9 protein-coding genes and 1 pseudogene are annotated in these 12,520 nt (G+C 66.9%); 7 read left to right on the forward strand and 3 right to left on the reverse strand.

Annotated elements, in window-relative coordinates:
* The 7 genes and pseudogenes from O0J15_RS18695 to O0J15_RS18725 form a co-directional block, all read left to right on the forward strand.
* Positions 1-231, forward strand: a pseudogene (locus tag O0J15_RS18695) (hypothetical protein); the annotation flags it as partial.
* A gap of 211 nt (positions 232-442) precedes the next feature.
* Positions 443-2,824, forward strand: a complete 2,382-nt coding sequence (locus tag O0J15_RS18700; RefSeq protein WP_308306104.1) for a GH92 family glycosyl hydrolase — start codon at positions 443-445, stop codon at positions 2,822-2,824.
* Positions 2,825-2,920: 96 nt separating this feature from the next.
* Positions 2,921-3,970: a LacI family DNA-binding transcriptional regulator gene (locus tag O0J15_RS18705; RefSeq protein WP_057499695.1), complete on the forward strand. Its 1,050-nt coding sequence runs from the start codon at positions 2,921-2,923 to the stop codon at positions 3,968-3,970.
* Between the two features lie 60 nt (positions 3,971-4,030).
* Complete coding sequence (fucP, locus tag O0J15_RS18710; protein WP_019661435.1) at positions 4,031-5,344, forward strand: L-fucose:H+ symporter permease; 1,314 nt, start codon at positions 4,031-4,033, stop codon at positions 5,342-5,344.
* A 7-nt stretch (positions 5,345-5,351) separates the two neighbouring features.
* Positions 5,352-6,347: a carbohydrate kinase gene (locus O0J15_RS18715; protein WP_308306101.1), complete on the forward strand. Its 996-nt coding sequence runs from the start codon at positions 5,352-5,354 to the stop codon at positions 6,345-6,347.
* Positions 6,344-7,570 (forward strand): AGE family epimerase/isomerase, encoded by a 1,227-nt coding sequence (locus O0J15_RS18720; protein ID WP_308306102.1) that lies wholly within the window; start codon positions 6,344-6,346, stop codon positions 7,568-7,570. Before O0J15_RS18715 ends, O0J15_RS18720 begins: the two co-directional genes overlap by 4 nt.
* 101 nt (positions 7,571-7,671) lie before the next feature.
* On the forward strand, positions 7,672-10,290 hold the full coding sequence (locus O0J15_RS18725) for a glycoside hydrolase family 2 protein (protein ID WP_308306103.1): 2,619 nt from the start codon (positions 7,672-7,674) through the stop codon (positions 10,288-10,290).
* A 129-nt stretch (positions 10,291-10,419) separates the two neighbouring features.
* Here the strand turns inward: O0J15_RS18725 and mtnC are convergent, their stop codons facing one another.
* The 3 genes from mtnC to O0J15_RS18740 all read right to left on the reverse strand — a co-directional run bounded on the left by mtnC (position 10,420) and on the right by O0J15_RS18740 (position 12,409).
* Positions 10,420-11,115 carry an acireductone synthase gene (gene mtnC / locus O0J15_RS18730; RefSeq protein WP_180877899.1) on the reverse strand — a complete coding sequence of 232 codons (696 nt, stop codon included), beginning with the start codon at positions 11,113-11,115 and terminating at the stop codon, positions 10,420-10,422.
* Positions 11,116-11,118: 3 nt separating this feature from the next.
* A complete protein-coding gene (locus O0J15_RS18735) occupies positions 11,119-11,676 on the reverse strand; it encodes an acireductone dioxygenase (RefSeq protein ID WP_021204389.1) in 558 nt (185 codons plus the stop codon).
* 91 nt (positions 11,677-11,767) lie between these two features.
* Positions 11,768-12,409 carry a methylthioribulose 1-phosphate dehydratase gene (locus tag O0J15_RS18740; protein ID WP_026347187.1) on the reverse strand — a complete coding sequence of 214 codons (642 nt, stop codon included), beginning with the start codon at positions 12,407-12,409 and terminating at the stop codon, positions 11,768-11,770.
* Positions 12,410-12,520: the final 111 nt, after the last annotated feature.

Raw genomic sequence — 12,520 nt, forward strand, 5'->3', positions numbered from 1 at the left:
GGCGTGAGCCGCATGGATGCGGCGACCGAGCTTACATGGACGTACTTGCAGCGTCCCCCGCAACCGGACCCACCCCGACTCCCCACAGGAAACCAGCTTCTGCTGTTGCTGTTGCTGTTGCTGTTGCTCCAGCGAGGAGCGGTGCAGGGCGCAGCCCTGCCGAACACCCCCTCATGCTGCGCCGCAGAATGCATTCGGCTGAACCTGCATGCTCTACTTGAATCGATCTAAATTCACGACCGCGCGGGTCGGGCGTCATTCCAGGGGGAGCTCTCTGCCGGTCACGGCGGGACTCAGCGGAACGGTGCCGAACGACCCCGGCCGTCTGCCTCCGCGTCATCGACTACAGGAACCCGACATGCGCCCAGTGCCGTCCGCTCCCGCCGTCCCATCGACCTCGCGCCCGCTGGCGCGCCTGGCCTGCCTGTTGGCACTTTCGGCCATGCCGATGCTGTTGCAGGCCGCGCCGGCAGCGCTGGAGCGGGAGGTCAATACATTCATCGGCAGCAAGGACGACGGCAATACGTTCCCGGGCGCGTCGGCGCCGTTCGGCCTGATCCAGGTCAGCCCGATCGGCAGCCACTATTCGGGTTGGCGCTATGACGACGAGAAGATCCGTGGCTTTGGCCACTCCTTCATCTCCGGTGCCGGCTGCTGGGAACAGGGCGGCCAGGTGTCGGTGCTGCCGGTGACCGGCTCGATCGGCCCGGGCGGCGATTTCGATACCGGAAACCCCAAGAAATTCGACCACAAGACGTATGCCTCGAACTACACCCATGACGGCGAGATCGGCCAGGCTGGCTACTACAAGGTGCGCCTGACCAGCTACGGCGGCATCGATGCCGAGGCGACCGCGCGCACCCGTGCCGCAGCCGAGCGCTACACCTTCAGCCAGCGCAGCGGCGATGGCCACGTCCTCGTCAATGTCGGCCAGGCCAACGAACGCCATTCAGTGATCGGCAGCGTGGTCGATGTGGTCGGCGACCGTGTAGTCGAGGGCAAGCTGGTGACCAAGAGCTTCTGTGGCGGTCATCAGTACACCACCTGGTTCCGCATCGAGTTCGACCGTCCGTTCAAGGCGCATGGCACCTGGGGCGAGGGCGGTGGCCTGCCGGGTGCGCGGCACAGCATGGAAGGCGAGCAGAAGCCGAACGGTGCCTGGCTGACCTTCGACCTGGCCAAGGGCCAGTCGGTGACGGCGGTCAGCGCAATCTCGCACGTGGATGCCGACGGCGCGCGCATCAATCTGCGCGCAGATGGCATGCAGGGTGGAGCGCTGCTCGGTTTCGACCGCATGCGTGCGTTGTCCCAGCAGTCGTGGCGTGAGCAGCTGGGCCGGGTGCGTGTGCAGGGCGGCAACGCCGACGACCGCGCGGTGTTCTACAGCGCGGTCTACCACGCGCTGCTCCAGCCGATGACCGGCAACGACGCCGACGGCCGCTACCGTGGCTATGACGATGGCATCCACCGTGCCGACGGCTGGACCTACTACGAGTACTTCTCGCTGTGGGATACCTACCGCGCGCAGAACCAGTGGCTGGCACTGACCCGCCCGGACGTGGCGCGTGACATCGGCCGTACCCTGCTGGCGATCGACGAGCAGGGCGGTTGGCTGCCGCGCTGGGGCTATGCCAATTTCGAGACCAACATCATGACCGGCGATCCGGTTACGCCGTTCATGGTCGATCTGTGGCGCTTCGGCGCGCTCAAGGGCCGTGAATCGCAGGCCTGGGATGCGCTGCGCCGCAACGCGTTCGGCACGCCGCCGCTGAACTCGCGCATGGCTGGCCGCTCCGGCAACCCGACCTATCTGGACAAGGGCTACGTGGTCTACGACCGCGCGTTCCCGTCGAAGGGCATGGACGTCGATCCGCATCACGGCGGTTCGGCGACGCTGGAATACGCGCTGGCCGACTGTGCGCTTTCGCAGATGGCCGATGGCCTCGGCCATGCGCAGGACGCGGCGACGCTGCGTGAGCGCGGCCGCAACTGGCGCAAGGTGTGGGACCCGCAGGTGCGTGACGCCGAGACCGGCTTCACCGGTTTCCCCCGCCCGCGCACCGAGGATGGCCAGTGGTACACCCCGGCCGATGGCCACTACAGCCCGCGCTCGCATCACGGTTTCCATGAAGGCACGGCCTGGCAGTACCAGTGGCTGGCGCAGCAGGACGTGCCGGGCCTGGTCGAAGCCATGGACGGCCGCGAACAGGCCGGCCGCCGCCTCGATGCGTTCTTCGCGATGGACGCGCTGCAGGCCGACCCGCTCAATGCCGCCCGCAAGGCGTGGGTGGTCGGGCCGTACAGCTATTACAACCAGTTCCGCTACAACCCGAACAACGAGCCGGACCTGCACGCGCCGTGGCTGTACACGCTGATCGGCCAGCCGTGGAAGACCGCCGCCGTGGTGCGTGCGGCGCAGCAGCTGTTCACCAATGCCCCCAACGGCGTGACCGGCAACGATGACCTCGGCACGATGTCGGCCTGGTACCTGTTCAGCGCCATCGGCGTGTACCCGGCGGTGCCGGGCAGTGGCCAGTTCCTGCTGCACACGCCGCGCTTCAGCAAGGTGGAAGTGGACATGGGCAATGGCCGCACGCTGCGCATCGACGCGCCGGGTGCCGATGGCCGCCGTCTGCAGTATGTGCAGGGCGTGCAGGTCGATGGCCAGCCGCATGCGCCGGTTTGGCTGGACTGGAACCAGCTGCAGCAGGGCCCGCGCCTGCAGTTCGCGCTCGACGCGAAGGCGCCGGAGCAGGGCTGGGGCACGGCGGTGAAGGACCTGCCGGTATCCTGGTGCGCGGCACCGGGTAGCCAGCTGCGCTGAGACGGACTGTGCCGTTCGCGGTGACCCAGCGAACGGCACGGCACGACAGGTCCCTGATCCATTAGGCTTGAGCATCCAGCGGAGTCCGGGAAGACGATGAACGACAACGGCAGCAGTCCCAGCAAACGCGCCGGCAAGGCGGTGACGGTGACCGACATCGCGCGTGCCATCGGCGTGTCACGGGCAACGGTGTCGCTGGTGCTGCGCGGCAGCCCACTGGTCAACGTCGATACCCGCGCCAAGGTCGAGGCCGAACTGCGCCGCCAGCGTTATGTCTACAACCGCGCGGCGGCCAACCTGCGCCGGCGCACGTCATCAAGCATCGCGCTGGTGATCAACGATCTGTCCAACCCGTTCTTCGCCGAATTCGCATCCGGTGTGGATGAGGCGCTGGGCGGGCGTGGTTATGTGACCCTGCTGGGCAGCACCGGCGAATCGCCGGAGCGCCAGCAGGCGGTGCTGTCCACGCTGATGGAGCACACCCCGGCCGGCCTGATCCTGTCGCCGGCCGAGGGCAGTGATACCACGCTGCTGCGGCAGGCGCTGGGTGCCAATGCCAACGTGCTGCTGTTCAACCGCGAGCTTGAAGGGGCTGACTGGGATTTCCTCACCCTCGACAACCAGCACGGCGCCTATCTCGCCACGCGCCACCTGATCGAGCGCGGCCATCGCCAGATCGCCTTCTTCGGCGGCCACGCGGCATCCAGCTCCTGTCATCAGCGCCGCGCCGGTTTCCAGCAGGCGCTGGCCGAGGCCGGGCTGTCGCTGCCGCCGGGCTGGATGATCGAATCGGCACCGAACCGCCTGGAGGCCGCGGCGCGCACCGATGAGCTGTTTGCCGATGGCCATCGCCCGAGTGCGGCCGTCTGCTACAACGACACCGTCGCGCTGGGCCTGATGCTGGGCCTGAATTCGCGCGGCATCCGTCCGGGCGGCGATTTTGCCGTTACCGGTTTCGATGATATTTCCGAGGCGGCGGTGGCCGTACCGCCGTTGACCACGCTCACCGCCGACCCGCGCGAGCGTGGCCGCCAGGCTGCGGCGCTGCTGCTGCAGCGGCTGGACGAACCCGACGCGCCGCCTCGGCGCACGGTCGCGCCGGTGCAGTTGCGCATCCGCGAAAGCAGTGCCGCACGACCGAACTGATTCCTTCCGCATACCCCTTCCACGCAACAACGACCTTCCGCGCATCGAGGCGCGTACCGCATGCCGATCTCCGCAACGCCCCGTCCATCGGGTTCTTCGGGCAACGCACCCGCCGTCACCAACGGCAAGGCGCTGGCCGTGGTCACCACGATCTTCTTCATGTGGGGCTTCCTGACCTGCCTCAATGACATCCTGATCCCGCACCTGAAGGCGGTGTTCGAGCTGAACTACGCCAAGGCGATGCTGGTGCAGTTCACCTTCTTCGGCACCTATTTCCTGATGTCGCTGCCGGCCGGACGCCTGGTGGCGGCGCTGGGCTACAAGAAGGGCATCGTGGCCGGCCTGCTGATCGCCGGTATCGGCGCACTGGGTTTCTGGCCCGCGGCCGAGCTGCGCGTCTACGGCGCCTTCCTCGGTGCACTGTTCGTGCTGGCGACCGGCATCACGGTGCTGCAGGTCGCCGCCAACCCGTACGTCGCACTGCTGGGACCGGAGCAGACCAGCTCAAGCCGCCTGACCCTGGCGCAGGCGTTGAACTCGCTGGGCACGGCCATCGCCCCGATCTTTGGCGGCATGTTGATCCTGTCCAACACGGTGAAGAGTGCCGATGACATCGCGGCGCTGCCGGCCGCCGAGCAGCTGGCCTACCGTGCCGCCGAGGCGCAGGCCGTGCAGGGTCCATACGTGGGCCTGGCGGTGGCGCTGGTACTGCTGGCGCTGTTCGTGTTCCTGTTCCGCCTGCCGGCGTTGAGCGACGCCACCGAGCAGGCTGACCAGGGTCACCACCACAGCTACCTGGATGCACTGCGCAAGCGCCACCTGCTGCTGGGCGTGCTGGGCATCTTCTTCTACGTCGGTGCCGAAGTGTCGATCGGCAGCTTCCTGGTCAATTACCTGTCGATGCCCAACATCGGCGGCTTCAGCGAACAGGAGGCCACCCATTACGTGTCGGCCTACTGGACGATGGCGATGATTGGCCGCTTCGCCGGCTCGGCGCTGCTGGCGCGCTTCTCGCCCAGCCGCCTGCTGGCGATCTTCGCGCTGGTCAACGTGGCCCTGCTGGTTACGACCATGCTGACCTCTGGCAGCATCGCGCTGTACTCGGTGGTGGCGATCGGCCTGTTCAACTCGATCATGTTCCCGACCATCTTCGCGCTGAGCATCGAGCGCCTGGGGCCGCTGACCAACAAGGGCTCCAGCCTGCTGATCATGGCCATCGTCGGCGGTGCCGTGGTGCCGTACCTGCAGGGCGTGCTGGCCGACCACATCGGTGTGCAGGCCAGCTTCATCCTGCCGCTGCTGTGCTACGGCTACATCATTTTCTACGGACTGGTCGGCGCACGTACGCCGGCTTCCGCAACGCAGGGAGGCTGAGTCCGGAATGGGTGCCATTGTCTGCTTCGGCGAAATTTTGATCGATCTACTAGCGCAGCCGCCGGCCTCGGCCGACACCCCGCGCGCATTCCTTCAGTACGCCGGCGGTGCGCCGGCCAACGTTGCGGTGGCGGCAGCGCGACTGGGGGCGAAGACCCAGTTCGTCGGCATGCTGGGCCGAGACATGTTCGGTGACTTCCTGGCGGACAGCCTGGCCGAGCACGGCGTGGGCACGGATTACATCGTGCGTACCGATGCGGCAAAGACCGCGCTGGCCTTCGTCGCGCTGGATGCCAGCGGCGAGCGCAGCTTCAGTTTCTACCGCCCACCGGCGGCCGACCTGCTGTTCCGTGACAGCGACTTCCAGGCCGCGTGCTTCGACAGCGCGCAGTGCTTCCATGTCTGCTCCAACAGCCTGACCGAGCCGGCCATTGCCGAGGCGACCTTCGCCGGCATGGAGCGCGCCCGTGACGCCGGTGCGGTGGTCAGCCTGGACCTCAATCTGCGCCCGGCGCTGTGGCCGGCCAACGAGGACCCGACGCCGCGCCTGTGGCAGGCGCTGGAACGTGCCGACCTGGTCAAGCTGTCGCGCGAGGAGCTGGACTACCTGGCCGCGCCGCTGGGCAGTGACGGCGAGGCGACGGTGCTGCGGCGCCTGCTGGCCGCGCAGGCGCGCTGGGTCATCGTCACCGACGGTGCGGCCACGCTGCACTGGTACACCCGCGACAACCACGGCACGGTCACCAGTTTCCGCGTGGCCACGGTCGACACCACGGCTGCTGGCGATGCCTTCGTCGGTGGCGTGCTGGTTGGGCTGCTGGAGCGTGGCGGGGCCGGTGCAGGCTTTGCAGCATTCTGCCAGGACCCGGAGGCGATCACCGCCACGCTGCGATTCGGTGCCGCGGTCGGCGCTCTGGCTGTTACCCGCAAGGGCGCGTTCGCCGCGATGCCCTCGCTCGATGAAGTGCAGCAGCTGCTGCAGGCCCAGTACATTACCGCATGAGCACCTCCCCCGATTTCCGTTCACCCGCGTTCCTGCGTGCGCATATCGCCGACACGATGGCGTTCTACCACCCGCGCTGCATCGATCCGAACGGCGGCTTCTTCCACTACTTCCGTGATGACGGCAGCATCTACGATGCCAGCCACCGCCACCTGGTGAGCAGCACCCGTTTCGTCTTCAACTACGCGATGGCATACCGCGAGTTCGGCAACGCCGAATACCGCGACGCAGTCGAGCATGGCGTGCGCTATCTGCGCGAGGTGCATCGCAATCCGGCCACCGGTGGCTACGCCTGGACCCTGCGCGATGGCAAGGTCGAGGACGACATGAACCACTGCTATGGCGTGGCGTTCGTGCTGTTGGCCTACAGCTGCGCACTGAAGGCCGGTCTCGAACAGGCCCGCGCATGGATGGACGAGACCTGGCAGCTGCTGGAAGCGCGTTTCTGGGAGCCGCAGCTCGGCCTCTACAAGGACGAAGCCGATGGGCAGTGGAATTTCACCGGCTACCGTGGCCAGAACGCCAACATGCACATGTGCGAGGCGATGCTGGCCGCCTTCGAGGCCAGCGGCGAACAGCGCTATGTGGAGCGCGCGCTGCAGCTGGCCGACAACATGACCCGCCGCCAGGCCGCCAAGGCCGGTGGCCTGGTGTGGGAGCACTACGATTCCAACTGGGAGATCGACTGGGATTACAACCTGGATGACCCCAAGCACCTGTTCCGCCCGTGGGGCTTCCAGCCGGGCCACCAGACCGAATGGGCCAAGCTGCTGTTGATCCTGGACCGCCATGTGCAGGCCGATTGGCTGGTGCCGACCGCGCAGCACCTGTTCGACGTGGCCGTGGCGCGCAGCTGGGACGAGGCGCGGGGTGGCCTGTACTACGGTTTCGCGCCGGAATCGCGCCGGCAGCCGGGCATGGATGGCGCCCCGATCGGTGGCGACAGTTTCGTCTGCGACGACGACAAGTATTTCTGGGTGCAGGCGGAGACGCTGGCGACCGCCGCACTGATGGCCAAGCGTACCGGCGATGACCGCTATTGGCAGTGGTACCAGCGTATCTGGGCGTATTCGTGGGAACACTTCGTCGATCAACGGTACGGCGCCTGGTTCCGCATCCTCGATGCCGACAACCGCAAGTACAGCGACGAGAAGAGCCCGGCCGGCAAGGTGGATTACCACACCATGGGCGCGTGCTACGAAGTGCTGAACGTGGTGCGTTGAGGTCTGCCGCGCTGCGCGCTCGCCGGACGTGGTCCGGCGCTACCGTGGCGTGTTGAATTGGTAGCGCCGGGCCATGCCCGGCGGAAAAACAGGAGCATCCCGTGCATCGCCTTCCCCTCGTTGTCCGCCTGCTCCTGCTGCTGGTTGCAGCCTCCGCCTTCCCGGCAACTGCGGCGCCACTACAGGCACAGTGGGAATTCCGCATGCTGCCCGGCGACGCGCAGGGCGCGGCCCATCCCGGTCTGCAGCAGTGGCGTGCGGCCCAGGTGCCCGGCAGCGTGCACACCGACCTGCTGGCCCACGCGCTGATCCGCAATCCGTACGTTGGCGCGCCGGAGGCCGAACTACAGTGGATCGGCCTGGCGGCCTGGGAGTACCGCGCACGCTTTGACGTGGATGCGGTGACGCTGGCCAAGCCCAATGCCGAGCTGCGCTTCGATGGGCTGGATACCTACGCCGAAGTCAGCCTCAACGGAAAGCCGCTGCTGCGCGCGGACAACGCACACCGCACGTGGCGTGCCCGGGTCGAAGGCCGCCTCCGTGCGAGCAACAATGAACTGCAGATCGTGTTCCGTTCGCCGATCCGCACCCTGCTGCCGGGCGTGCAGGCAATGCCGCACAAGATCGCTGGCAACTACCCGTCGCCGTATGGCGATGAGCCGAAGGACGCGATGGTCGGCAACTTCGCGCGCAAGCCGGCCTACCACTTCGGCTGGGACTGGGGTCCGCGCTATGTCACCGCCGGCGTCTGGCGCGGAATCGATCTGCAGGCTTGGGACGCGCACCGCCTGACCGATCTTGCGGTGCGCACGGATGCATTGAGCGCGGAGCAGGCGAAGCTGGCCGTGCTGCTGCGAGTGGAGCAGGGTGCGGCGGCGGGCTCGGCCGTGGTGAATGTGGATGTGCAGGATCCGCAGGGCCGCAACGTGGCCCAGGTGCAGCGCACGGTGCTGCTGAAGCCCGGCCAGAACAGCATCGAGGTTCCGGTTGAACTGGCCGATCCGCGGCGCTGGTGGCCAGTCGGCCACGGCGCGCAGGACCGCTACACGGTGCGGGCCCGCCTGGACCAAGGTGGCGCGCCGGATCTGGTGCGCGAGCAGCGCATCGGCCTGCGCACGGTTGAACTGCGCCGCGAGGAAGACGGCAAGGGCGGGCAGGGCTTCGCTTTCGTCATCAACGGCGTGGAGATCTTCGCCAAGGGCGCCAACGTCATTCCGTTCGATGCCTTCCCCGCACGGGTCGACGCCGCGCGCCTGCGCCAGGTGCTGACCGCCGCACGCGACGCCAACATGAACATGCTGCGCAACTGGGGTGGCGGCTACTACGAGGACGATGCGTTCTTCGACATCGCCGACGAACTGGGCCTGCTGGTCTGGCAGGACTTCATGTTCGGTGGTGGCATGCAGCCGGGCTACGATCCGGTCTTCCGTGCCAGCGTGGTGGCCGAGGCACGCGACAATGTGCGCCGGCTGCGCCATCACCCCAGCATCGTGCTGTGGTGTGGCAACAACGAGGAAGAAACCGCCTGGAAGGACTGGGGCCACGGTCGCGACCTGAAGGCAGCCGACCCTGCGTTTGCAGCGAAGGTCTGGCAGGGCTATGTCGACCTGTTCGGCAATGATCTGCGTCAGGTAGTGGGGGAGGAGGGGCTGGGCGTGCCGTACTGGTCCAGCTCGCCCAGCAACGACCTGGACGAAAAGGCGAACGACTCGACCCGTGGCGACAAGCACTACTGGCAGGTCTGGGGCAATCCGGCGCTGCCGGTGCAGGCTTACCTGCGCGAGACGCCGCGCTTCATGTCCGAGTACGGCCTGCAGGCATGGCCGTCGGTGGCCACCGTGGACCAGATCGCCACCCGCGCCGAGCAGCGCATCGACAGCCCGGTGATCCGCGCGCACCAGAAATTCATGGCCGGCGAGGGCAACAGCCGCCTGCTGCACTACATCGAACTGGGCTACGGCACGCCGAAGGACTTCGAGGACTTTGTCTACCTCAGCCAGGTGATGCAGGCCGATGGCATCGCGCTGGCCGCGTTGCACCATCGCGCTTCGCGGCCGTACACGATGGGCTCGCTGTACTGGCAGCTCAACGATGTCTGGCCGGGTGCTTCATGGTCCAGCGTGGACTACTTCGGTCGCTGGAAGGCGCTGCACTTCGCCGCGCGGCGCTTCTTCGCGCCGGTCACGGTAGCGGCGCTGCGCGATGAGGGCAGTACGCGGGTACGCCTGATCAATGACGGTGCGGCGCTGGATGCACGTTGGCGGCTGCGGGTGATGGACGTGGAGGGGAAGGTGCTGCGCCGTCGCGAGGACGCGGCGACGCTGGCGGCGTCGGGTGTGACCTCGATCGGTGATTTCCGCGATGCCGAGCTGCTGGCCGGTGCCGACCCGAAGCGCACGGTGGCGGTGTTCGAGCTGCTGCAGAACGGGGCGGTGAGCGCGCGGCAGGTGGTCGGATTCGTCGAAGCCAAGGACCAGATGTTGCCGCGGCAGAAGCTCAAGGCCACGTTGTCCATCGAAGGCGACCACTATCGACTACGGCTGGAAAGCGCGGCTTACGTGCGCGCGGCGTGGATTGATTTCGGTGCGTTGGATGTGCAGGTCGAAGACAACCTGCTGGACTTGCTGCCGGGCGAAACCCGCGATATCGCCGTACGCGGCCCGGTGGATCTGGTTACCCTGCGCGAAGCGCTGAAGGTGAAAACCCTCAACGATCGATGAGGGCAGGTGAACCATGTTCTGGTAGGTGTCAACCTTGGTTGACACATCGGCCGTATGCCAACCAAGGTTGGCAACTACCAGAAGCGGAGCCGGGTAGGTGCGGATCGTTGGTCCGCACACCTTTCTTTTTTACAGTTGGATCTGCTGGAAGTTCTCGACCCGCTCGTGGCCATTGGCGGCCTGGCCGGTGCGCGGCATCGGGTAGTCGTCGCGGCGGTCGATCAGGCGCGTCTGCAGGCCGGCTTCACGGGCGGCATCCAGCTCTTCCACCACATCGGACAGGAACAGGATCTCGCCGGCGGGCACGCCGATGGCCTGCACGATGCGGCGGTAGCTGTCGGCCTCGCGCTTGCCGCCGATCTCGGTATCGAACCAGCCCGACACCAGCGGGCTGAGGTCACCGGCATCGCTGAAACCGAAGAACAGCTTCTGCGCCGACACCGAACCGGAGGAGTACACGTACAGCGGCAGGCCGGAAGCGTGCCAGCCCTTCAGCACCGGCGCTACTTCCGGGTAGAAGTGCGCGGTGTAGTCGCCGCGGCGGTAGCCTTCATCCCAGATCAGGCCCTGCAGCGCCTTCAGTGCGGTGTGCTTGCGGTCCTGGTCGATCCAGCCCTGCAGCGTTTCGGCCACCAGGCTGTCCTGGCAGGCGCCGCCGATCTCGGCAGCGACCGCATCCAGCCAGCGGCGGACGTCCGGCTGCTGGCCATGCTCGGCGACAAACGCGGGCAACGCCTTGCGCGCATAGGGGAACAGCACGTTCTTGACGAACGAGATGCTGCTGGTGGTGCCTTCGATGTCGGTCAGGATGACGCGGGGCTGCATGGATCAGGACGCCTGGGTGGGTACGTAACGGGGGAATTTCTGCGCGATGTCGGTACCGGTGAAGTGACCGACCCAGCCATCCGGCTCGGTGAAGAAGCGGATCGCCACGAAGCTCGGCTCCTCACCCATGTCGAACCAGTGGGTGGTGCCATCGGGCACGGCGATCAGGTCGTCCTTCACGCACTCGATCTCATAGACCTTGTCACCCACGTGCAGGGTGAACAGGCCGGAGCCGGCGACGAAGAAGCGCACCTCGTCTTCCTTGTGGAAGTGCTCGTCGAGGAACTTCTTGCGCAGCTCGGCGCGGTTCGGGTTGTCCGGGGCGATCGAGGCCACGTCCACGCTCTTGAAGCCGCGCTCGGCGACCAGGCGGTCGATGTCCGCACGGTAGGCGGCGAACACTTCCTCCTGGCTGGCGCCCGGCGCGACTGGCGCGGTGGCCTGCCAGCGCTCGAAGGTGACGCCGATCTTCTGCAGTTCGGCAGCGATGACCGCGCCGTCCTGGGTGTCCAGCAGCGGCGATTCGGGGCGGGTGTCGTCGTAGATGCGCAGTCGGCTCATGGCGGCAGCTTGAACGTCTCGGGGGAAGACAGGGTAGCAGGGTGGGGGCGGGGCGCAGATTCCGGATCGGCATCTGCACCTGCGCGCCGGTTCAGCTGCGCAGCTTGCGCAGTTCCAGTTCGCAGTGGAACAGGAATTCGAACGCTTCCAGGTGGCGGCGTGCTTCGGCCATATCGCGGCCCCAGGCGTACAGCCCATGGCCGTCGATCAGGTAGCCCCACAGGTTCTGCCGGTCGAGCAGGTCATCGACCTGCTGCGAAAGCACGTTCATGTCCTGGGTATTGGCGAACACCGGCACGTCGATGGCCATCTCGTGGGTGCTGTTGCCGGCGAAGGCCTTCAGCAGCTCGTAACCCTCCAGGCGGATGTGGCCCTGCGGCGCATACAGGCGCGAGGCGATGGTCTGCACCGGCGAATGCGTATGCAGCACGCAGCCGACCTCCGGGAAGCGGCGGTACAGCTGGGTGTGCAGCAGGGTCTCGGCGGACGGGCGCAACGGACGGCCCACGGCCTGGCCGTCGAAGTCCACCACCATGATGTCATCCTCGATCAGGCGGCCCTTGTCCTTGCCCGAGACGGTGATCGCCGCGTGGCGGTCGTCCAGGCGGTGGGAGAAGTTGCTGCTGGTGGCCGGGGTCCAGCCGGCGTGGGCCAGTTCGCGGATGTTGTCGATCAGCAGCTGGGCCAGTTCGCTCAGGCGCGCGGTGTCGTACGGGAAGGTGGGGGCGTTCATGTCGGCGATTTTACTGGATTCGGCCAACGGCTGAGCCCCTCGTGGCTGAGAGGTGGTTGGTTGGTCACGGAAAGCGGTTCATGGAGGTGGCGGGGCGGGTGGGCCGTGCAG

The organism is Stenotrophomonas sp. Sm10, from assembly GCF_030985515.1.
Lineage (GTDB): Bacteria > Pseudomonadota > Gammaproteobacteria > Xanthomonadales > Xanthomonadaceae > Stenotrophomonas > Stenotrophomonas hibiscicola.